Annotated in this window: 16 protein-coding genes; 8 read left to right on the top strand and 8 right to left on the bottom strand. The window is 65.6% G+C overall.

Annotation, left to right across the window (positions count from 1 at the left end; all coding sequences use genetic code 11):
• Positions 1 to 68: 68 nt before the first annotated feature.
• The 3 genes from dxs to NJ69_RS15950 form a co-directional block, all read right to left on the bottom strand.
• Positions 69 to 1,964 carry a 1-deoxy-D-xylulose-5-phosphate synthase gene (dxs, locus tag NJ69_RS15960; RefSeq protein ID WP_039580739.1) on the bottom strand — a complete coding sequence of 632 codons (1,896 nt, stop codon included), beginning with the start codon at positions 1,962 to 1,964 and terminating at the stop codon, positions 69 to 71.
• Between the two features lie 104 nt (positions 1,965 to 2,068).
• Complete coding sequence (gene ispA / locus NJ69_RS15955) at positions 2,069 to 2,956, bottom strand: (2E,6E)-farnesyl diphosphate synthase (protein WP_039580736.1); 888 nt, start codon at positions 2,954 to 2,956, stop codon at positions 2,069 to 2,071.
• Positions 2,953 to 3,195: an exodeoxyribonuclease VII small subunit gene (locus NJ69_RS15950; RefSeq protein WP_029614518.1), complete on the bottom strand. Its 243-nt coding sequence runs from the start codon at positions 3,193 to 3,195 to the stop codon at positions 2,953 to 2,955. The genes ispA and NJ69_RS15950 overlap by 4 nt, the downstream gene beginning before the upstream one ends.
• 336 nt (positions 3,196 to 3,531) lie before the next feature.
• Here NJ69_RS15950 and NJ69_RS15945 point away from each other — a divergent pair, with 336 nt between their 5' ends.
• The 5 genes from NJ69_RS15945 (at position 3,532) to NJ69_RS15925 (ending at position 10,062) form a co-directional block, all read left to right on the top strand.
• Positions 3,532 to 4,935: an MBOAT family O-acyltransferase gene (locus tag NJ69_RS15945; RefSeq protein WP_039580733.1), complete on the top strand. Its 1,404-nt coding sequence runs from the start codon at positions 3,532 to 3,534 to the stop codon at positions 4,933 to 4,935.
• Positions 4,922 to 6,025, top strand: coding sequence for a DUF459 domain-containing protein (locus tag NJ69_RS15940; protein ID WP_039580731.1), 1,104 nt, complete (start codon positions 4,922 to 4,924; stop codon positions 6,023 to 6,025). The genes NJ69_RS15945 and NJ69_RS15940 overlap by 14 nt, the downstream gene beginning before the upstream one ends.
• A gap of 1 nt (position 6,026) precedes the next feature.
• Positions 6,027 to 7,223 carry an SGNH/GDSL hydrolase family protein gene (locus NJ69_RS15935; RefSeq protein WP_039580729.1) on the top strand — a complete coding sequence of 399 codons (1,197 nt, stop codon included), beginning with the start codon at positions 6,027 to 6,029 and terminating at the stop codon, positions 7,221 to 7,223.
• A gap of 127 nt (positions 7,224 to 7,350) precedes the next feature.
• A complete protein-coding gene (locus NJ69_RS15930; protein WP_039580726.1) occupies positions 7,351 to 8,334 on the top strand; it encodes a zeta toxin family protein in 984 nt (327 codons plus the stop codon).
• A gap of 291 nt (positions 8,335 to 8,625) precedes the next feature.
• On the top strand, positions 8,626 to 10,062 hold the full coding sequence (locus NJ69_RS15925; RefSeq protein ID WP_039580723.1) for a hypothetical protein: 1,437 nt from the start codon (positions 8,626 to 8,628) through the stop codon (positions 10,060 to 10,062).
• Between the two features lie 77 nt (positions 10,063 to 10,139).
• Here the strand turns inward: NJ69_RS15925 and rtcR are convergent, their stop codons facing one another.
• Positions 10,140 to 11,735 carry an RNA repair transcriptional activator RtcR gene (gene rtcR / locus NJ69_RS15920; RefSeq protein ID WP_039580721.1) on the bottom strand — a complete coding sequence of 532 codons (1,596 nt, stop codon included), beginning with the start codon at positions 11,733 to 11,735 and terminating at the stop codon, positions 10,140 to 10,142.
• 579 nt (positions 11,736 to 12,314) lie between these two features.
• On the opposite strand from rtcR, the gene NJ69_RS15915 reads away from it, so the two are divergent.
• The 3 genes from NJ69_RS15915 to NJ69_RS15905 are packed head-to-tail and all read left to right on the top strand — an operon-like array spanning position 12,315 to position 15,515.
• Positions 12,315 to 13,445 carry a slipin family protein gene (locus tag NJ69_RS15915; protein WP_039580719.1) on the top strand — a complete coding sequence of 377 codons (1,131 nt, stop codon included), beginning with the start codon at positions 12,315 to 12,317 and terminating at the stop codon, positions 13,443 to 13,445.
• A 21-nt stretch (positions 13,446 to 13,466) separates the two neighbouring features.
• Entirely contained in the window at positions 13,467 to 14,672 is a 1,206-nt protein-coding gene (locus tag NJ69_RS15910; RefSeq protein ID WP_039580717.1) for an RtcB family protein, read from the top strand.
• 39 nt (positions 14,673 to 14,711) lie between these two features.
• Positions 14,712 to 15,515 carry a nucleotidyltransferase domain-containing protein gene (locus tag NJ69_RS15905; RefSeq protein ID WP_039580714.1) on the top strand — a complete coding sequence of 268 codons (804 nt, stop codon included), beginning with the start codon at positions 14,712 to 14,714 and terminating at the stop codon, positions 15,513 to 15,515.
• On the opposite strand, the gene NJ69_RS15900 is transcribed toward NJ69_RS15905, so the two are convergent.
• From NJ69_RS15900 to NJ69_RS15885, 4 genes are all read right to left on the bottom strand, one after another.
• Positions 15,512 to 16,405, bottom strand: a complete 894-nt coding sequence (locus tag NJ69_RS15900; protein WP_039580711.1) for an alpha/beta hydrolase — start codon at positions 16,403 to 16,405, stop codon at positions 15,512 to 15,514. The two genes, NJ69_RS15905 and NJ69_RS15900, sit on opposite strands and share 4 nt — an antisense overlap.
• A gap of 61 nt (positions 16,406 to 16,466) precedes the next feature.
• Positions 16,467 to 18,704: a TonB-dependent siderophore receptor gene (locus NJ69_RS15895; protein ID WP_039580708.1), complete on the bottom strand. Its 2,238-nt coding sequence runs from the start codon at positions 18,702 to 18,704 to the stop codon at positions 16,467 to 16,469.
• An 82-nt stretch (positions 18,705 to 18,786) separates the two neighbouring features.
• Entirely contained in the window at positions 18,787 to 20,124 is a 1,338-nt protein-coding gene (locus NJ69_RS15890; RefSeq protein ID WP_039580705.1) for a HAMP domain-containing sensor histidine kinase, read from the bottom strand.
• A complete protein-coding gene (locus NJ69_RS15885; RefSeq protein WP_039580702.1) occupies positions 20,124 to 20,816 on the bottom strand; it encodes a response regulator transcription factor in 693 nt (230 codons plus the stop codon). The genes NJ69_RS15890 and NJ69_RS15885 overlap by 1 nt, the downstream gene beginning before the upstream one ends.
• Positions 20,817 to 20,877: the final 61 nt, after the last annotated feature.

Raw genomic sequence — 20,877 nt, 5'->3', positions numbered from 1 at the left:
AGCCTGCTGCGCTGTGGCAGCGGGCTCAAGCGCGATGAAAACACCGCAAGTGGGGAGCGCGGCGTCGTTCAGAGACCGAGCAGGGTGAGTCGTGCCGTGATCGACGCTTCGATGCCGGTGGCGTCCAGGCCACATTCGGCGAGCATCTGCTCCGGCTTGGCGTGTTCCACGTAGTGGTCTGGCAGGCCCAGGTGCAACAGCGGCATGACCACCGCCTCGCGTGCCAGGTACTCGCTGACCGCCGAACCGGCGCCGCCCATGATGGCGTTTTCCTCGAGGGTGACCAGCAGTTCGTGGCTGCCGGCCATTTGCCGCACCAGGGCCTCGTCCAGTGGCTTGACGAAGCGCATGTCCACCACCGTGGCGTCGAGACGCTCCGCCACCTGCAAAGCCTCGGCCAGTTGCACGCCGAACACCAGCAGCGCCACCTTCGCCCCTTGACGGCGAATCACGCCCTTGCCGATTTCCAGCGGCGCCAGGTCGCCGTCGATCGGCGCGTTGGGGCCGGTGCCGCGCGGGTAGCGCACCGCGGCCGGGCCTTTGTACAGGTGGCCGGTGCTGAGCATCTTGCGCAGCTCGTTCTCGTCGCTTGGCGTCATCACCAGCATGCCGGGGATGCAGCGCAGGTAAGAGAGGTCGAAGCTGCCGGCGTGGGTCGGACCGTCCTCGCCCACCAGGCCAGCGCGGTCGATGGCGAACAGCACGTCCAGGTCCTGCACTGCCACGTCGTGAATGAGCTGGTCGTAGGCGCGCTGCAAGAAGGTGGAGTAGATCGCCACCACCGGTTTGGCGCCTTCGCAGGCCATGCCGGCAGCGAAGGTCACCGCGTGTTGCTCGGCGATGGCCACGTCGAAGTAACGTTCTGGGAAGCGTTCGCTGAAGGCGACCAGGTCGGAGCCTTCCTTCATGGCGGGGGTAATGCCCACCAGGCGGTTGTCGGCAGCGGCCATGTCGCACAACCACTGGCCGAACACGGCGGAATACTTCGGTCCGCTGGGTTTCTTCGGCGCGGCGGGGCGGTTGGTCGGCTCCAGCTTGGTGATGGCGTGGTAGCCGATCGGATCGACTTCGGCAGGCGCGAAGCCCTTGCCCTTCTTGGTCACCACGTGCAGGAACTGCGGGCCCTTGAGGTCGCGCATGTTGCGCAGGGTGGCGATCAGCGTGGGCAGGTCATGGCCGTCGATCGGGCCGATGTAGTTCCAGCCCAGTTCTTCGAACAGGGTACCGGGCACCAGCATGCCCTTGGCGTATTCCTCGGTGCGGCGGGCGATTTCCCAAGCGCCCGGCAGGCGCGACAGCACCTTCTTGCTGCCCTCGCGCATGCTCGCGTAGGTGCGGCTGGAGAGGATCTTGGCCAGGTAGTTGGACAGCCCGCCGACATTGCGCGAAATCGACATGTCGTTGTCGTTGAGGATGACCAGCATGTCGGCATCCACTTCCTGGGCGTGGTTCAACGCCTCGAAGGCCATGCCGGCGGTGAGCGCGCCATCACCGATCACGGCAATGGACTTGCGCGCACTGTGCTGCAGGCGGGCGGCGATGGCCATGCCCAGCGCCGCGCTGATCGAGGTGCTGGAGTGGCCGACGCCAAAGGTGTCGTACTCGCTTTCGCTGCGACGCGGGAAGGCGGCGATGCCGTCCTTCTGGCGCAGGCTGAGCATGCGCTCGCGGCGTCCGGTGAGGATCTTGTGCGGGTACGCCTGGTGGCCCACGTCCCACACCAGACGGTCGTCGGGCGTGTCGAAGACGTAGTGCAGGGCGATGGTCAGTTCGATGACGCCCAGGCCGGCACCGAAATGGCCGCCGGTCTGCCCCACGGTATAGAGCAGCTCCTGGCGCAGTTCGTCGGCCAGGCTCTCCAGGTCGGCTTCGGCCAGCCTGCGCAGGCCGGCGGGCGTGTCGGCGCGGTCGAGCAAAGGCGTGACCGGGCGTTCGCGGGGGATCTCTTGAAACGTCGTGGGCATCAGGCGAGTCGTTATAGGTTTGAAGACGCGGCAGTTTACCCCATTGGAGGAAAAGCTGCCCATTCAGACGGGGGGAGCGGGGGCCGTGCAGCAGCCCCGCACATTCAGTGGCGGCGTTCGACGATGTAGCGCGCCAGGTCCCGCAATGGCTCGGCGTTTTCGCCGAACCCTTCAAGTGCGACCAGCGCCTGGTCGCGCAGTTCGATTGCGTACGCCTTGGCCGCCTGCAGGCCCAGCAGCGCCGGGTAGGTCGGTTTGTCGCGGGCGATGTCGGCGCCCTGGCGTTTGCCCAGGGTCGCGGTATCGCTTTCCACGTCGAGGATGTCGTCCTGCACCTGGAACGCCAGGCCGACTGCGCGTGCATAACCTTGCAGCGCCTGCAACTGCGCAGGCTCGGCGCGGCCACTGGCCAGGGCGCCGAGGCGCACGCTGGCTTCGATCAGCGCGCCGGTCTTGTGCCGGTGCATGAATTCCAGGGCGGGCTGGTCGAGTTTGATGCCGACCGAGCCGAGGTCGATGGCCTGGCCGCCGACCATGCCGGCCGGCCCCGCAGCCAGGGCCAGGGCCTGCACCATGGCCAGGCGGATGGCATCGGTCTGCGGGCTCAGACGATCGTCGAGCAGGGCGCTGAAGGCCAGGCTCTGCAGGCCGTCGCCGGCGAGGATGGCACAGGCTTCGTCGAAGGCCTTGTGGGTGGTCGGCTGGCCGCGGCGCAGGTCATCGTCATCCATGGCCGGCAGGTCGTCGTGCACCAGCGAGTAGGCGTGGATCAGCTCCACCGCGCAGGCCGCGCCGTTGGCACGCTCGGCCTCGACACCGAAGGCTTCGCAGGCGGCGTAGGCGAGCAGCGGACGCACACGCTTGCCTCCGTTCATCACGCTGTAGCGCATGGCCGCGTAAAGACGCTCGAGTTCCTTGGACGGCGCCACGAACAGCGGTTCGAGGGCGGCGTCGACGCGCGCTTGGCTCTGCGCCTGGTAGCGCGCGATCATGCCTCCGGTTCCGCGTCGAAGGGCTGGGCGGCCAGCTCGCCGTCGCGCTCGAGGAGGATCTGCACCTTCTGCTCGGCCTGGGACAGGGCGCCCTGGCAGTCGCGGGTCAGGGCGATGCCCTGCTCGAACGCTGCCAGCGACTCTTCCAGCGACAGCTCGCCGGTCTCCAGGCGCTCGACCAAGGCTTGCAGGTCGGCGAGGGATTGTTCGAAATCGATGGAGGTCTTCTTGCGGGCCATGGCGGCTGTCTCGGTGGCGGTTTCAACGGCGCGACACTAGCAGAGCGACGCGGAGCGAGCAAATGGCGGCCGGGAATCTGACGCAGGGTGTTTGACGCATTTTGTTGCATTTGGCTCGGAACATTCTTATTGCATTTTCAGGATCAGTCGGATTGAGCACCCATTTACCCTCTGCCATAATCCTGCCCGCTCTGATCTTGGGATGTTCTTCACTCAATGCCTTCGGGTCTGCCAAGCAGCCCTGAGTGACTCGCATCATGCACCGCTCCGAGCCTCAACGGCGCTTAATCGGGCGCTTCTCCCTCAAGCCTTCAAGGTCACGTAACGGATTACAGTGTGAGCTTCCTTTCGATCGAATTCGGCCTGAGCTTCACGCTCTTCTTCGTCCTCTACTGGTGTCTGTGCTGGAGCGTGCGGCTGCAGAACCTGTTGTTGCTGGTGGCCAGCTATGCCCTGGTGGCCAGCTTCAGCCTGGAGTCGCTGTACGTCCTGCTCGGCTATAGCGGGGCGGTGTATCTGCTCGGCTTGCTGGCGGCGCGCCAGCCAGGACGCTGGTTCAATGGCGCGCTGCTGCTCACCCTGGTGCTGGGCTGCTTTTACCTGTTCAAGTACCAGGAGTTTTTCGCCAGCGGCGTGCAGAGCGCCTTCGCCAGCGCCGGGCTCGACCTGTCGCTGCCGGTGCTCGAATTGCTGGTGCCCATCGGCCTGTCGTTCTACGCCTTTCATTCGGTCAGCTACCTGGTGTCGATCAACCGCGGCGAAATGGGCTCGGCTGCGCCACTGGACCTGGCCCTGTACCTGGCCTTTTTCCCCAGCCTGATCGCCGGCCCGGTCAACCGCGCCGAGCACCTGCTGCCGCAGATCCGCCCCACCACCCTGCGCGAGGTGCTCGAACCCCAACGCGCGCTCGGGCTGATTGCCCTGGCCGTGGTCAAGCTGTTCCTGCTCAGCGGCTGGCTGGGCAGCCAGTGGGTCGATCCGGTGTTCGAGACGCCCGGCAGCCACACCCCCGAGCAGGTGCTGCTCGCCGTCTATGGCTACAGTTTGCTGATCTACTTCAACTTCAGCGGCTATACCCACCTGGTCACCGGCATTGCCCTGCTGCTGGGCTTCCGGCTGCCGGACAACTTCAATGCACCCTATGCCGCGCGCAACCTCAAGGCGTTCTGGGGGCGCTGGCACATCAGCCTGTCGCGCTTCATCCGCGACTACATCTACATTCCCCTGGGCGGCAATCGCCAAGGCGTATGGCGCGGCAACCTGAACATGCTGCTGGCCATGCTGATCTCCGGTCTGTGGCATGGCGCCAGCCTGAACTTCATCCTGTGGGGGGCGCTACACGGCGTTGGCCTGGCGGTGTACAAGCTGTTCGAACAGTGGTGCCCCGGCTTCGCCCGCGTGCCGGGCTCCGATCTGCTGGCGCGCCTGCTGACCTTCCACTATGTCGCCTTCGCCTGGATCTTCTTCCGCAGCCCGACGCTGGAGGGCGCCTGGGAAATGCTCGGTGACATCGCCCAGATCAGCCTGGCCGGACTCGACTCCAGCACCGGCGTGCTACTGCTGGCCTGCGTGCTGTACATCGCCACGTACCCGCTGTGGCTGACCACCCTGCGCCAGGGCTTCGCCGTCAGCCAGCGCCTGCCCTGGCAGGTGTATCCCTTGCCGCTGGCGCTGTTCGTGTCGCTGGTCATCTTCGCTTCGCAGTCAGGCGTGCCGGGGTTCATCTATGCCAGTTTCTGACAGCCGCCTGTTCCAGGTGCAGATCGGCGCCTTGCGCACGCTGTATGCCCTGCTGGTGACCACCGTTGTGCTGTTCTGGTTGAACCAGGATTCGATCGGCCTGTATTGCCAGCAGAAGTACCATCGCAGTTGCGAATTGCCGCTGCTGGGGCAGTCGTCCACCTGGCGCCTCGGTGCCGGCCTGACGGCGGCGCTGGAGCATGGTCGCGACAGCTTCCTCGACAGCCTGCGTGGGCAGATCGCGTTGGCCGAGGCGCCGCCGCTGGTGGACTTGCCGCCCGCGTTGCCGGTGGTCACCGTCGACGTGCAGGCGCCTGCCGCCGTGCACCCGCCGGTGCCCGCAGCGGTGCCTGTCCATGAGCCCGCCGCACCGGTAACGCCGACGCCTGCAGTGTCGCCCGCCGATGCGCCGATGCCTGCCAAGGGAGCCATGGCCACCCTCGCCGCTGGCGACGAAGTGTTCCTGGTGGGTGACTCGCTGATGCAGGGAGTCGCCCCTCATCTGGCCAACAGCCTGCGCAAGCGTTACCAGATCAACACCATCAACCTCAGTCGGCAGAGCACCGGCCTGGCTTACCCCGGATTCTTCGACTGGCCGCGCACCGTGGCCGACACCTTGGCCGGCGATCCGAAGATCCGTCTGATGGTGGTGTTCCTCGGTCCCAACGATCCCTGGGACATGCCCCAAGGCAAGGGCAGACCCTTCCTGCGCTTCAAGTCGCCGGACTGGGAGTCGGCCTATCGCGCGCGCATCGACGCCATTCTCGAACGCGCGCGCGAGCACAACGTCCAAGTGATCTGGGTCGGCCCGCCGAACATGGAGAAAGCGCGGCTGTCGACGGCCATGCAGTACCTCAGCGGGCTGTATCAGGAACGCACCGCGCAGTTCGGCCAGCACTACATTTCGGCCAATCCGATTCTCGGCTATGACGACGATCAGTTCTCGTATACGGTGCAAACGCCGGAGGGCAAGCGGGTCAAGGTCCGGGTCGACGACGGCATTCATTTCACCATCACGGGCCAGAAGATGATCGCCGCACAGGTGCTGTCGTTGATCGAATTCCCGGTCCTGACCGCAACAGGACATTGAGATGCGCCAATGGCATCACCTGCTGGGCGTGGCGCTGATCGTCAGCGCTTTGCCGGCTTGCAGCACCGGCGCCAGCGCGCCGCCCCAGGCCTCCGCCAAGGCACCCGTACGCGCCAGCGTTGCCGCACGCGACGACGGCAACCTGGCGCTGCTGGCCGGCAAGTTCCGGACGGCGGGGCGCACGCCGATCTCCATCGTGCAATTGGGCGACTCGCACACCGCTGCCGACCTGTTCAGCGGCGAGCTGCGCAAGCTGCTGCAGGCGCGCTATGGCGACGGCGGCATCGGCCTGGTGCCGGCTTCGCCGGTGCCGGGCATTCGCAGCGACCGGGTGATCATCACCAGCGAGCGACGCCAGTGGGAACTGGTGTCGGCGCGCAATCAGCAGAGCGAGCGCTTCCCCCTCGGCGGCTATCTGTCGACGCCGCTGGCCGAACGGGCGGCGGTGAACATCCAGGCGCGCGATCCCGACGCGCAGCGCTACCGGATCTCCGCGCTGTATCAAGCCAGCCGCAGCGCCACGCTGGTTGCCAACGGTAGCCAACGGCGCATGCTGCCGGCCAGCAATGGCCAGTGGCGCTTGAGCCCGGCGTTCGTCAACCTCGGATTGCCGGTGAAGTTGAGTGTCGAGGGTGCCAAGGGGGTAGCGCTGGGCGGTTGGTACATCCAGGGGCAGAAGAACGCCGGGGTGACTTATTCGTCGCTGGGCATCAACGGTGCGCGGCTGGAGGTGGTGGACAAGTGGCAGGCCGGCTGGCAGGACACGCTCAAGGCGTTGCGCCCGGACTTAGTGATCCTGGCCTATGGCACCAACGAAGCGTTCGACGACACGCTTGACCTCCAGGCGTACCAGGCGCACCTCGAGGCCACGCTCAGCCAACTGCGCCAGCAGATGCCCAAGGCGGCGATCCTGTTGGTCGGCCCGCCGGACTCGATCAAGCAGCGCCGCGCGGCCAGTTGCGCGGCGCGTCAGCCGCAGCCGCTGGCCGGTGTGGTACGTATCCAGCGCCAGACGGCGCAGAAGTACAAGGCCCTGTTCTGGGACTGGCAGGCCGAAATGGGTGGGCCGTGCTCGATCGCCGCCTGGCAGGCCAGCGGCCTGGGGCGGCCCGACCTGGTGCACCTGACGGCCGACGGTTATCGCAAGAGCGCGGCACTGCTGTATGCGTTTCTCAAGGCCCAGTTGAAACTGCAGTGAGCCCATGCTCTGCACCCAGTCCAGCGAAGACTGGGTGCGGGCTTTATCTACCGCGCCCGCCAGTAGCACCTGATGGACAGTTCAGCGGCCGACCCGATCACGGGTCATTCGCCTGGAGAACGTCCTCATGTCCCATCCTTATCCCTACACCGAAGCCGAGTTGCAGGCCGTGTTCGAGGCCATCAGCGCCACCTTGTTCGACAAGACCCGCGATGTGGGCAGTGACGGTCAGCCCGAGCCAAAGCTGCTCATCGTCGCGGGTGCACAGGGCTCAGGCAAAACCTACCTGCTGGAAAACCACCTGTTGCCCGGCAACGCCTACGACAACTACGTACGCCTCTATGTGCCGGCGTACCGCGCCCTGCATCCACGCTATGAGCAGATGCGCGCGTTGAGCGGGCTGGAAGTCTACGCGCAGACCGAGCCGTTCATCTGGGCATTGGGCAACAAGCTGTTCAGCTACGCCTTCCAGAACCGCTACAACATCATCATGGAGAGCGCGCTGGACAGCGCCGACTTCGCCAGCTTCCCCGCGACCGCTGTGGCGCTCGGCTATCGCTTCGAGGTGCACCTGATCGCTTGCCAGAAGGAGTTCAGTCACTGGGCCACGCTGCACCGTGGCGTGAAGGCGGTGGCAAAGGACGAATTCGAGCGTTTCGTGCCGCTGAGCAAAATCGAGACCTCCCAGGGCAATGCCCGCGCGATCCTCGATGCGTTCGAGAATGCCTGCACCCAGGTGCCCGGCTCGGAGATCACCTTGTATCACCGAGGGTTCGAAACCGGCATGGAAAGCCAGGCGCTGTGCCATAGCCGCTGCGAGGCGCCCGCCGCTTTGACGCCGCAGCCTGACTTCAAGGGCCAGCCGTTCGTGACAGCGCCGCAGCTCAATCCGCACTTCCAGATCATCCGCAGCGAACAGGCCAACTTCCCCTGTTCCTACGTGCAGTACTCGCAGGTGGTGCATGCCGGGATGGTCGATGCGCCCGCTCGTCAGCAGATGGTGCAGCACTGCTGCCAGACGCTGGAAAAGGCCCAGGCGCTGATGCCGGCGATTCCGCAGTCGGTGTTCCGGGAACTGAGTGTGTACGTGCTCAAGTACGCCTATGCGTGAAGGGCCTTGGCGCTGTGGGCTCAGTGAAGTCGTCGTGAAACAGTCGTCGTGAAGCAGTCGTCGTGAAACAGTCATGCCAACGATCAGGCACTGCGCTGGGGAGCAGGTCTGATCGAATGGCTATTGCGTGATATCACCAATTCGGCTATTGATGGCTCTTTGATATCAATTGCGGAGCGCTACCCACTCAAACCTCTCCATTTCGGCTCTCGTTGCCGTCCGGCACATCCTTATTTCCAGCTCTGATAACTACCGTCCACTCTCGCTCTCCCCAGGGATCCAGGAGTCATGATGCAAGACGCAAAAGCGCTCGATCACGTTATCAATGTCGGTTTTATCTTCGGTATCGCCCAGGTCTACCCCGACGCGCCGCCAGACTACGCCAGGCGACACATGCTGCAGTATCTCGCCCATCACGGTACGCATGACATGGACGAGGCCACGTTGGGCAAGATGATTGCGCCGATGTCGGCGATCCCCGTGGCGTCACCCGACGCTTTGCCCTCCCTGCGTGATTCTGTACTGCGCCAACATGCTGCGCGCACGGCGTGCGTCATGCAGTCGATACAGCGTGAAACGCCGCTACTCGAGGGCGAAGTGCTGCAGGACGAAACGTTCACCTACTTGAACAAACCCTTCAACGGTGCACGTCCTCGATCTGTCGTGCTGCTGCGCACCACCAACTTCGGCCAATTGGTTTATCTGTTCAAGGACGTGGCGGTGGATCAGGACGGACGCCTGCTTTTCCTCGGGGCGATGCCCAAGGTGCTGTCCGACACGGCCGATACTGAACTGTTCCTGGACAACCCTGAGGAGGTGCTGGCGACCATCGGCTCCAAGCTTGCGGGTAGCTTGCTGTCTTCGCTCGGTGGGGCGATCGCCAAGTCGTTGTTCGAGTCGGTATTCCCGCCAGGGGTGCCCAGTTACTTCGACAAAGTCTACGTAGAGATGAAGCGGATCGTCGGCCAAGAGCTGCAGCAGAGCTTGATCGACAGCGTCGACGGTGCCATCAAGAACATCCAGCAGCACTTGGAGTACGAATACCTGCCGGCCAAGGCCGCTCGGGACCTGACCGTACTGGAAGACCGCAAGCACCTGTTCACCTTGCTGCAGAAATATGAGTCGACCTTCCTGTCCGGGCCGAACGGCATGCTGGGAACCCTGATGAGCGACAAGTACGCGAAACTGGGCTTCAGCGTATTTCTGATCGCGGCGAGCCTGCAATTGGCCCTGTTCCAGGAGATGGCCGTAGTCGATCCCGGCAATCTGGGGCGCGACGGCGTAGCGCGTGATCCACTGCTGTCCAGCTACGGCCGCCCCGACGACGGAACTGTGGCCAAGGCTGCATTGAAGTACGCCGATTTCGCCGAGAAACTCTGGCCGAAGATCATCGCCGACCGAAGGGCGAAAGTGCATCAGCACGAGCAGACCCTTTGTGCCCTGGGCGATACCAGCGGCGGCAGTTGCCGCAACTTCGTCTGGTATGTGGATGATCTGGAGGTCGGTGAGGTCCCGCTGCCAGCGAGTTGGAAGACCAAGGTCATGGAATGTCGTCAGGCCAGCCGTGACAAAGAGGGGAACAACCCGAACAAGGACCTGTTGCTGCAGCATTTCGAGGCATACAAGACGCTCAAGGAGTCCGAGTTGCGCAACTCGCTGGGTGTTCCCGAGGTCATCGTGAGCACCTGGCGACAGCTGGCGAAAACGCCGCTCAAGCTCCCGTCCTGACGCCCAGTCGCTCGCTCACGTCATGCGTGGGCGAGCGTGCTGCGGGTCGCTCCAGGTTGACCGCTTCTGCAACGCCTTCACCTCTCGCCCTTCACCTGCTGCCACGCCAACCCAAACCGCGCCAGGTACTTGCGCAGGCGATCAGCGTCGTTGGGGTTGGCCTTCTCTTGCCGCGACACGGCAAACAGCTCGCGTCCGGCCTCGGACACGCTGGCCGAGCGCCGACACACGTCGATCACGGCGCGTAGCTGTACCCGATCGAACAGGTCGAGTTCGCGCCCGGCCAGCAGCGTATCGTCCTCGGTCTGGCTATCCAGCCCCCAGGCGTGACGCAATCGCTCGATTTCCTCGCTGACCAAGGCTTCGTCGATGCGCCCGCTGTCGGCCAGGGTGGCCATGCGCGTGATCGAAGCCGACAGCTCGCGGAAGTTGCCGGCCCAGCGCGCTTCGCTGGCATGGGCGAAGGCCAGGTAACGGCGTTTGGCTTGCAGGTTGAAGCGCACCTGGCGACCTTGCTCGCGGGCGTGGCGTTGCAGTTCGAAGTCCAGGTTGGGCTCGATGTCTTCGCGGCGCTGGGCCAGGCCCGGCAGGGCGAAGGTCCACAGGTTGATGCGGGCGAACAAATCTTCGCGGAACGAGCCGTCGGCGACTCTGGCGCGCAGGTCGCGGTGGGTGCCGGCGATGAGCTGGAAATCGCTCTGCACTTCGCGGTCCGCGCCCAGCGGGAAGAAGCGTTTTTCCTCGATGGCCTTGAGCAGCATGGCCTGCTCGTCGGCGCCCAGTTCACCGATCTCGTCGAGGAACAGCATGCCGCCATCGGCTGCGCGCAAAAGGCCTTCGCGGGCGTTTTGCGCGCCGGTGAAGGCGCCCTTGGCGTGGCCGAACAGGGCAGACATGGCGCCGTCGCCGCGCAGGGTCGCGCAGTTCACTTCGATGAATCGTCCTTCGAGCTGATGGCGACCGCGCTTGAGTTCGTGAATGCGCCGGGCCAGGAACGACTTGCCGGCGCCGGTCGGTCCGACCAGCAGCACCGGCGCCTGCGAGCGCAGGGCGACCCGTTCGATCTGCTCGATGGTGCGGTTGAAGGCCGCGTTGCGTGTGGCGATGCCGGACTTGAGCAGCGACTGACCCTGGGCCTGCTCGCGTTGAAAGCGCGAGGCGATCTGGTCGTAACGCGACAGATCAAGGTCGATCAGGGTGGCCGTGCCGGCGGGGTCGCTGGCTTCGTCGCGCTGGCGCGAGGGTGCCGTTTGCACCAGGCGCGCCGGCAGGTAGCGCGCCTCGGTCAGCAGGAACCAGCAGATCTGCGCGACGTGGGTGCCCGTGGTGATGTGCACCAGGTAGTCCTCGCGTTCGGTGTCGAAGCGGTAGTCGCTGGCGAAGTCGTGCAGGGCGCCGTAGACCTCCTCGAAGTCCCAGGGGTTGCGCAGGGTGAGCGGGTGCAGGCGCACTTCGGTGGCGGGCGAAACCTGCTGCACGTCGGCGCGGATGCGCTCGGCCAAGCCGAGGTCGCGGGCGCTCGGGCCATGGATCAGCTCCAGGCGGTCCAGCGGCAGGTCGGGTTGGCGGCACAGGCCGATGGTGGGGCGCCAGCGGTTCCAGCGCGCGGCGCCCTTGCCGTTACGGTCGAGGGTGGAGCCGAGAAAGCCGATGGCGACGCGTGACTTATTCACGGGTTTATCCAAAAAGATAAGTGATGATCAAAGCGTATATTAAATTTCAGGTTTCAATCACCTGTGGAAAATCTCGATCAACCAGATGGCGAAAATAAATTCTTATAAATCAATGAGATAAATTTTTATGCGTTGTGTCGCTGGAAAGCTGGCACAGCGTTCGCAATTACCTCTCTGACCGCATCGCCAGGCAGGCCCTCGGGCAAGGGGTTACCACCCCGCCGGTGCACGTACCCACTCCGGTGTCGGTGTCGTGCATGCCGCCGCTGCAACGACCGGTCGTTCTCGTGCAGACCCGTGAAACGGCTGCTCGAACGCTCGCCGGGGAGACCCGGCACTACCCGCCTAAGGTAGCTATGACGCAACACCCGCTGGTGCGGTGCAGGGCCAGGAAGGCCCCTTGTCGGCAAGCATTGCCGGCACCACCGCCGATTCACCCGGCCTGCTGGCCGGACCTGGCGCAACGACGGCCGCCGCTGGAGCCTGGCTCCCGGCCCCAGAACTGCGCCGGGTTCCGCCCCCAGTGCTCGGTGAGTCGGCACCACCGGCACCCTGCACATGAATGAGAGGAACAGAACAATGAAATGGATGAAACGCTTTATCGTGAAAAAGAACGAACGCGGCCTGCTGCTCGACGAGGGCGATTTCCAGGCGATCCTGGAGCCTGGGCTGTATCCGCGTTTCGACTGGCACGACCGGCTGGCGGTGCAGACCTTCAACCTCAACACCCCGCTGTTCGACCATCCGCTGGCCGGCTACCTGCGCCAGCACCAGCCACAACGGGTCGAGCGCTACTTCGAGCGCATGGACCTGGGCGAACACGAACTGGGCCTGCGCCTGGAAGATGGCAAGCTGATGGAACTGCTCGGCCCGGACAGCCGCCGCCTGTACTGGAAAGGCCAGGCCCAGCACACGCTGGAGCGCATCGACCTGACCCAGGGCCGCCGCGTGCCACCGGCCTTGCTGGCGCGGCTGAACCGGCCGGGGTTGGCTGGGCTCGAGCATGTACTGCTGGTCACCGTGCCAGCGTTCCATGTGGGTGTGCTGAAGATCGACGGTGCCGTGGTCGACCTCCTGCAGGCCGGTCAATACGGCTTCTGGCGCTGCGGTAGCCAGGTCGCTGTGGAGACCGTCGATACCCGAGTGCAGGCGCTGGAAGTCAACGGTCAGGAAATCCTCACCCGCGACAAGGTGAGCCTGCGCCTGAACCTGGTCGCCAACTGGCGCTACAGCGATGTGCTGATGGCCCATGCGCGCTTCAGCAAACCGGTGGAGCACCTGTACCGTGAGCTGCAACTGGGCCTGCGTGCGGCAGTCGGCACGCGCACCCTGGACGAGTTGCTCGACGACAAGCAGTACATCGACGCGCGCATCGGCGAGCACTTGCAGACGCTGCTGCCGGACAGCGGCCTGGAGGTCAGCACCCTCGGTGTGCGCGACATCATCCTGCCGGGCGAGATGAAGACCCTGCTGGCGCAGGTGGTGGAGGCGGAGAAGGCGGCCCAGGCCAACGTGATCCGGCGCCGCGAGGAAACCCAGGCGACGCGCTCGCTGCTCAACACCGCCAAGGTGATGGAAGGCAGCCCGACGGCATTGCGCCTGAAGGAACTGGAAACCTTGGAGCGGGTGGCCGAACGTATCGACCGAATCTCCGTGTTCGGTGGTCTGGATCAAGTATTGAATGGATTGGTCAGCCTCAAGACCGGCTGAGCGACGACAAGGAACACGACGATGAATCTGTTGGAAGTGGCTGGCGGCAAGCCGATCAAACTGTGGACCGACGGCGTGCCGGTGGATGACGCCGCGCGCCAGCAACTGATGAACACGGCGCGCCTGCCGTTCATCTTCAAGCACCTGGCGGTGATGCCCGACGTGCACGTGGGCAAGGGTTCGACCATCGGCAGTGTGATCCCCACCGTCGGGGCGATCATCCCGGCGGCGGTGGGTGTCGATATCGGCTGCGGCATGATCGCGGCGCGCACGTCGCTGCACGCCCGCGACCTGCCGGACAACCTGCACGGCCTGCGCAGCGCCATCGAGAAAGCGGTGCCCCATGGCAAGACGCACGGGCGTCGCGACCAAGGGGCGTGGGGCGATGTGCCCAGCCAGGCCGACCAGGCATGGAGCGCGCTGGCGGGGCGCTTCAAGGCGATCACCGACAAGTACCCTCAGTTGGAGAAGACCAATAACCGCCAGCACCTGGGTACCCTGGGCGGCGGCAACCATTTCGTCGAGGTGTGCCTGGACGAAGCCGACCGGGTCTGGTTCATGCTGCACAGCGGCTCGCGCGGGGTGGGCAATGCCATCGGCAGCCTGTTCATCGAGCGCGCCCAGGCCGACATGCGTCAGCACCTGGCCAACTTGCCGGACCGCAACCTGGCGTATTTCGAGGAAGGCAGTCGGTATTTCGCCGACTACGTCGAGGCGGTGGAGTGGGCTCAGGACTTCGCCCGGCACAACCGCGAGCTGATGATGCGCGCCACCGTGGCAGCGACCCGCAGTGTGCTGGGCAGGCCCTTCGAGGCCAGCCTGGAGGCGATCAACTGCCATCACAACTACGTGCAGCGTGAGCAGCATTTCGGCCAGGAGGTGCTGGTGACGCGCAAGGGGGCGGTGTCGGCGCGCCAGGACGAGCTGGGCATCATTCCCGGCTCCATGGGCGCCAAGAGTTTCATCGTCCGGGGCCTGGGCAATGCCGAGTCGTTCTGCTCGTGCAGCCACGGCGCGGGTCGGGTGCTGAGCCGGACCCAGGCCAAGCAGCGTTTCACCGTCGAAGACCAGCGTCGCGCCACTGCCCATGTGGAGTGCCGCAAGGATGCGGCGGTGATCGACGAAATCCCGATGGCCTACAAGGACATCGATGCGGTCATGAACGCCCAGCGCGAGCTGGTCGAAGTGTTGCACACCCTGCGTCAGGTGGTGTGCGTGAAAGGTTGAGAGGAGCGCCGGCAAGGCGCTCAAGCGAAGAGAGTCACTATGTACGAGCACGATCCCCATCCCCTGTCCGACGCCATGCGTGCGCGGGTGCTCGAAGAACTTCAGCGCATCGAACGCGAGCATGACGTCACGGTGTTGTACGCCTGCGAATCCGGCAGTCGCGCCTGGGGCTTCGCCTCGCCGGACAGCGACTACGATGTGCGCTTCATCTACGTTCACCGCGCCGAGTGGTACTTGCGGGTGGACGAGCCGCGCGACGTCATCGAGCGGCCGCTCAGCGATGAGTTGGACGTCAGCGGCTGGGAACTGCGCAAGGCGCTGCGCCTGCTGCGCGGGGCCAACCCGAGCCTGCTCGAATGGCTGGGTTCGCCCTTGGTGTACCGCGCCGATACGCAGGCGCGCGAGCAACTGACGGCGCTGGGCCAGGCGTTCTATTCGCCGCGTGCGGTGCGCCATCATTATCTGTCGATGGCGCGCAAGAACCTGCGCGGCTACTTGCTGGGCGACACGGTGCGGCTGAAGAAGTACCTGTACGTGATCCGCCCACTGCTGGCGGTGCGCTGGATCGACCGCGGGCTTGGCATGCCGCCGACGGCCTTCACCACGCTGTTCGACCGCACGGTCGAGGAGCCGCCACTGCGCGAGGCGATCGAGCGCCTGCTGGTGCGCAAGCGCCGGGCCGGCGAAGCGCAGGTGGGGCCGCGCGACGACGTGCTGCATCAGTTCATCGAGTCCGAGCTGATGCGCGCCGAGGCGGTCGAGGTGGAGCGCGGCGAACGTGGTGACAGCGCCGCGCTGGACCGCTTCCTGCGCGAGACCGTCTGGCGCTGCCAGGGCGGCTAGGGGGGCGGGTCGTTGGCCAGTGTTTCCAGCACCGCCGCCAGTGACGCCGGTAGCATCGGCCCGTGCCCCAGGCCCTCGAAGCGCCGGTAGCTCACCTGCAATGCCTGAATCGGCGCCAGCGTGGCGCGCAGTTGCTGCAGCGCGTTTTCGCTGTCGCTGCCCAGCGGCGCACGTGGGTTGGCCGGCTCCTCGCTGCCGCGCATCAGCAGCAGGCGGGGGCGATGGTCCTTGAGGCGCTCGGCCAGGCCGTCGGCTTCGCTGAGGATGACGCCATCACGCCACCACAGTGACGGGCTGGCGGCGGCGTAATCGCTGAACATCCCCGGACGAGTGAACAGCGCGTGCAGCACCGCCAGACCGCCATAGGAGTGTCCCCATAAGGTCTGGTGCCGCGCATCCAGCGCGAGCTGCGCTGCCAGCAGCGGACGCATGCGCTGCTCCAAAAGATCGAGAAAGGCATCGGCGCCGCCACTGGGCTGACCACTCAGCGGGTCGCGCTGCTCGGCAAGACCCGGCACCTGCGGCGTGTAGTCGAAGGTGCGGGCGCTGCGCTCGATGCGCTGCTCGCTCTGGTAGCCGATGGCGACCAGCACCGGCGCCTGTCCATCGGCCAGTCGGCGCAGGGCCGGGGCCTGCAAGGCGCTGAGGGCCGCATTGCCATCGAGCATCCACAGCACCGGGTAACCGGCGGGCGGCGCCGGGCGCTCGGGCTTGCCGATCCACAGGCGGTAGTGACGCTGGCCATCTGCCGAGTCCAGGTCGAGGGTCGTGAAACGATAGGGCAGGTCGTGGCGTTGCAGCAGGTGAGTGTCGATCGTCTGTTCGGGCGCGGGTTGCGCAAGTGCGGCCAGCGGCAGCAGCAGGGCCAGGGCGCAGAAAAACGTGTTCATCAGGCGGTCTCGTCAGGTCGTCCATGGGGGCCGCGCCGGGGCGGCGGCGCGGCGACCGGCCTCAGAACGAGGCAGTGAGGCTGGTGTACAGGGTGCGGCCGGGTTCGTTGTAAGTGGCGGCCCCGGCGCCGTCGATGTTGTTCACACCCTGGGCGTTGCCGGCGCGGAACAGGCGTTTGTCGAACAGGTTGTCGATGCCGGCGGTCAGGCTCAGGTGCTTCGTGATCGCGTAGGTGCCGCTGGCGCCGACCAGCGCATAGGGCGCCACCTGGTCGTTGGACGAGCCGGTCACGCGGTCGCCGTGGTAGTCGAATTTCTTCGGCTTCTGCTTGCCGTACCAGGCCACGCTCAGTTGCAGCGACAGGTCGTCGCTGGCCTGCCAGTCGAGCATCGAATTGAGGGTGTAGGCCGGGGTCACCGAGAGGGTGTCGCCGGTTTCCTTGTTCTTCGACTGGAGCATGTAGGTGAAGTTGTTGGTCCACTTCAACTGCTCGGTCAGTGGCAGGGTCAGCGTGCCTTCCAGACCCTCGACCAGCGCCTTGGGAATGTTCTCCCACTGGTAGATCGCGGCATTGGCGTAGCTGCCGGTGCCGCCGCTGGCGCTGCCGATGCGACCCAGACCGGAGTCGATCTTGTTCTTGTAGTCGTTGCGGAAGTAGGTGATGCCGGCCACCAGGCCGTCGCGCTGGAATTCGATGCCCAGTTCCTTGTTGACGCTGGTTTCGGCCTCGAGCTTGTCGTTGCCTTGCAGGTAGCAACTGGTGCTCTGGCCGTAGCAACCCTGGCCACGGCTGTAGAGCAGGTAGTCGGGGTTGAGCTGGTACAGGTTCGGCGCTTTGTAGGCGCGGGCGATGCCAGCCTTGAGCGTCAGTTCATCGGTGAGCGCGTGGGACAGGTTCAGCGACGGGCTCCAGTTGTCGCCGACCACGCTGTGATGGTCCAGGCGCAGGGCCGGGGTGAGCATGGTGCCCGGTTGCAGTTCGATGTTGTCCTCGGCGAACAGCGAGAAGATCTGCGCCTGCGAAGTGGTGCTACGGCCGCTGCTGGCCAGGCCCGCGACGCTGCCGCCTTCGCTGGTGCTCTGGGTGTTGGAGCTGGGGTCGTCGAGCTTCTGCTGGCTCCATTCGCTGCCCAGGGTCAGGGTCTGGTCGCGCCAGGCGTGCAGCGGCAGGTTCAGCTCGCCGTGGGCGGTGAGGTCGCGCAGGGTCGAGGTGGACATGTCGGCGTTGCTGAAAATGCCTTCGGTGCCGCCGGCCAACCCTTCGTTGATGCGGCTGTTGCGGGTCTTGGCATATTGCAGATAGGCCATGCTGGTGCCGAAGTCCCAGTCGCCGCGATGGGTGAGGGCGTAGTTTTCGCGGTACATCAGGTTGGTTTCGTGGCCGAGCAGGCGCTTGACCGTGGCATTGGAGTTGGTGTTCTGGGTGTCGCCGCTGTAGATATTGCCCTGGCGGCTGAAGCCGGCTTCCAGGTCCAGCGTCTGCCGAGGGTCGAGTTTCCAGCTCAGCAGGCCATTGACGTCCTTGTTGCGCACGCCTTCCCGACCGGCAGGCAGGGTGCCGACCTGGTTGCCGCTGCGCGTGGACTGGTGGCCTTCGTTGATGTCCCAGTCGTCGGCATCGGTCTTGGCCACGTTGCCGTACACCCGGTAGCTGAGGGCGTCGGTCAGCGGGCCGTTGAGGCCGAAACTGACGCGCTTGCTGGCGCCTTCCTCGCCGTGCTGCGGGAAGTTCTGATACACGGTCATGTTGCCGTGGGTCTGCTCGCCCGGCTGCTTGGTGATGATGTTGATGACCCCGCCCATGGCACCGGAGCCGTAGCGCGCAGCGGCCGGGCCGCGAATCACCTCGATGCGCTCGACCTGGTCGGCCGGCACCCAGTTGCTGTCGCCACGGGTGTCGCGCTCGCCGCGCCAGCCATAGCGCACGGCGTTGCGGCTGGCCACCGGTTTGCCACCGACCAGGATAAGGGTGTTTTCCGGGCCCATGCCACGGATGTCGATCTGGCGGTTGTTGCCGCGTTGGCCGCTGGTGGAGTTACCGGTGAGGTTGACGCCGGGCATGGTGCGGATGATCTGCGACAGGTCATTGGCCGGCGGGCGTTTCTTCAGGTCCTCGGCGGTGATCACCGAGACCCCCGGCGCCTGCTTGGTTTCCTCCAGCGCGGTGGCGACGACGGTCTGGGTCTCCAGTTCGATCGGTTCGCTTCCCCCAGGCGGTGTGGCGGCGTGCACCGCACTGGCCAGCAGGTAACTGGAGAGCAGCAGGAAAGGGGCGGGACTGAGCGAGCGGGGCGACATTGGGATCTCCGGCACGGCGGGCTGAATTCAAGAGATCACAGATGGTAATTACTCCTATTTGAGAGTAAAGCGCATTAACTTTCTAAACACTTGTCGCGGCCGGCAGCCGCAGATGCTGGACCAACCCTGGGTGGCCGTTGCTGGCCCACAACGTACCGCCCTGCAGCTCGACGGCACTGCGCGCGATGGCCAGGCCCAGGCCGAAGCCGCTGCCGCTGTCGGGCAGGCGCTGGTAGGGCTGGAAGATGCGTTCCAGCGCGTCGTCCGGCACCCCGCTGCCCTGGTCGCGCAGGCACAGGTGCCAGTGTTCGCCCTCGCGCCAGCCGTCGAGGCACACCCGGCCGCCCGGCGGTGAGTGGCGGATGGCGTTGCGCAGCAGGTTTTCCAAGGCCTGGGCCAGGCTGTCCAGGTGCGCCTGTACCACGCAGTCAGGCCCCAGCGTGCAGGGCAGGCGCTCGGCCGCCCAGCCGCTTTCGAAGCAGGCGTCCTGCACCAGCGCCTCCCACACCGACAGCACCTGCAGCGGCGCGGTCGGCACCTGTGGCCGCTCGGTGTCCATCCAGGCCAGATCGAGGGTGTCCTCCAGCAGTTTCTGCATGTCATCCACTTCCCGCGTCAGGCGCTGGCGCAGTTGCTCGGGGGGCAGTGGGCTGTCATGGGCGATCCGCAGGCGCGCCAGCGGGGTGCGCAGTTCGTGGGACAGCGTGCGCAGCAGCAGGCGCTGCTGATCGAGGCTGCGGCGCAGGCGCAGGGCCAGGTGCTCGAAGGCCTGTGCCAGTTCACCCAGCTCGTCGTGGCGGGTGTGCAGGGCCAGGCCGGGGCTGTCCAGGTTGTCCGCGCGCAGCGCGTCGGCGCGGTCGCGCAGGCGGTTGAGCGGCACTACCAGGTGCCGGTACAGCAGCAGGCCGAGCAGCAGTGCCAGCAGCGCAGGCGCCACGCCATGGGTGATGACGTGGGTCCAGGGCGTCAGGCCGGTGGGCAGCAGGTGCTCGGGCAACTGGATGACCAGGCGACCGTCCTGCGGCCGCGTGGGAAAAGCGATGCTGACGTAGGGCAGCTCGTCTTGCAGGCGCCGACTCATGGGCCAGTCGAGCTTGCGCATGAAGGTCAGGCGACTGGCTTCTTCGGCACTAAGCGGCGTGCTGCCCAGGCTTTGCAGGCGCGGGCCGACGATGGCGACCCAGGTGTCTTCGCGGCGTTGCAGCGCGCGCCGGTACTGCTCCACGCCCTGGGCGCCATCGCGTTGCCAGGCCTGTTCGGCCTGTTCGGCGAAGTGCGCCAGGTAGTCACGTTCGGCTGGGGCGAGGAAGTAGGTGCTGCGCTCCACCGACAGGCCCCAGGTCCATAGAAGCCAGGTCAGCAGCAGGCAGAAGCACACCTGCAGCAGCGCCAGTTTCCACAGCAGCGGATGGCGGCGCATCAGGCGTGGGCCATGTCGATCAGCACGTAGCCCTGGCCGCGCACGGCCTGGATCTGCAAATGCCCGGCACCGATGGCTGCCAGTTTGCGGCGCAGGTTGCACACGTGCACGTCCAGGCCGCGATCCAGGCGCATGTAGGGGCGGTGCAGCACGCTCTGGTACAGAAACGGTTTGCTCAGCGCCTCGCCTGCATGTGCCTTGAGGGTGCTCAGCAGGCGAAACTCCGAGCCGGTCAGCCCGGCCCGCAGGCCGTGGTGAGTGACATCCTGGTCGAGCGGATCGAAGCACAGCGCGCCTTCGGTGAACGCGACAGGTGGGTGTCGGTCGAGGGCCACGCGGCGCAGCAGGGCGTCGACCCGCGCATCCAGTTCGGCGAGGCTGAACGGCTTGGGCAGGTAATCGTCGGCGCCACGGGTGAAGCCGCTGATGCGGTCCTGCTCGGCGCCCAGGGCCGACATCAGCATCACCGGCACGGCCTGGCCACGACGCAGTTCGTCGAGCAGGCTCAGGCCGTCGATGCCGGGCAGCAGGATGTCCAGCAGGATCAGGTCGTACCGACCCGAGGCCAGCGCCGTCAGTGCCTCGGTGCCATTGGCACAGGCCTGCACGCTGAACTGGCGGCGCTGGAAATGCTGCTGCAGGTCGTGGCGCAGGTGGGGGTCGTCTTCGGCGAGCAGGAGCTGGACGGGCACGAGGGTCAGCCTTGGATGGGAATCAGGTGCAGTTGCGAATGATCCCACTTGAGGGGTGCCA

The sequence above is a fragment of the Pseudomonas parafulva genome, from assembly GCF_000800255.1.
Lineage (GTDB): Bacteria > Pseudomonadota > Gammaproteobacteria > Pseudomonadales > Pseudomonadaceae > Aquipseudomonas > Aquipseudomonas boreofloridensis.
Note: the sequence above shows the minus strand (reverse complement) of the source record. Positions and strands in the feature narration are given on the sequence as shown.

Excerpts from the sequence above, each read along its gene's own strand:
- NJ69_RS15905 (WP_039580714.1), top strand. The coding sequence starts at position 14,712 with ATGTACGAGCACGATCCCCATCCCCTGTCCGACGCCATGCGTGCGCGG.
- NJ69_RS15950 (WP_029614518.1), bottom strand. The coding sequence starts at position 3,195 with ATGGCCCGCAAGAAGACCTCCATCGATTTCGAACAATCCCTCGCCGAC.
- NJ69_RS15935 (WP_039580729.1), top strand. The coding sequence starts at position 6,027 with ATGCGCCAATGGCATCACCTGCTGGGCGTGGCGCTGATCGTCAGCGCT.
- NJ69_RS15925 (WP_039580723.1), top strand. The coding sequence starts at position 8,626 with ATGCAAGACGCAAAAGCGCTCGATCACGTTATCAATGTCGGTTTTATC.
- NJ69_RS15930 (WP_039580726.1), top strand. The coding sequence starts at position 7,351 with ATGTCCCATCCTTATCCCTACACCGAAGCCGAGTTGCAGGCCGTGTTC.
- NJ69_RS15915 (WP_039580719.1), top strand. The coding sequence starts at position 12,315 with ATGAAATGGATGAAACGCTTTATCGTGAAAAAGAACGAACGCGGCCTG.
- NJ69_RS15910 (WP_039580717.1), top strand. The coding sequence starts at position 13,467 with ATGAATCTGTTGGAAGTGGCTGGCGGCAAGCCGATCAAACTGTGGACC.
- NJ69_RS15890 (WP_039580705.1), bottom strand. The coding sequence starts at position 20,124 with ATGCGCCGCCATCCGCTGCTGTGGAAACTGGCGCTGCTGCAGGTGTGC.
- ispA (WP_039580736.1), bottom strand. The coding sequence starts at position 2,956 with ATGATCGCGCGCTACCAGGCGCAGAGCCAAGCGCGCGTCGACGCCGCC.
- NJ69_RS15900 (WP_039580711.1), bottom strand. The coding sequence starts at position 16,405 with ATGAACACGTTTTTCTGCGCCCTGGCCCTGCTGCTGCCGCTGGCCGCA.
- dxs (WP_039580739.1), bottom strand. The coding sequence starts at position 1,964 with ATGCCCACGACGTTTCAAGAGATCCCCCGCGAACGCCCGGTCACGCCT.
- NJ69_RS15940 (WP_039580731.1), top strand. The coding sequence starts at position 4,922 with ATGCCAGTTTCTGACAGCCGCCTGTTCCAGGTGCAGATCGGCGCCTTG.
- NJ69_RS15895 (WP_039580708.1), bottom strand. The coding sequence starts at position 18,704 with ATGTCGCCCCGCTCGCTCAGTCCCGCCCCTTTCCTGCTGCTCTCCAGT.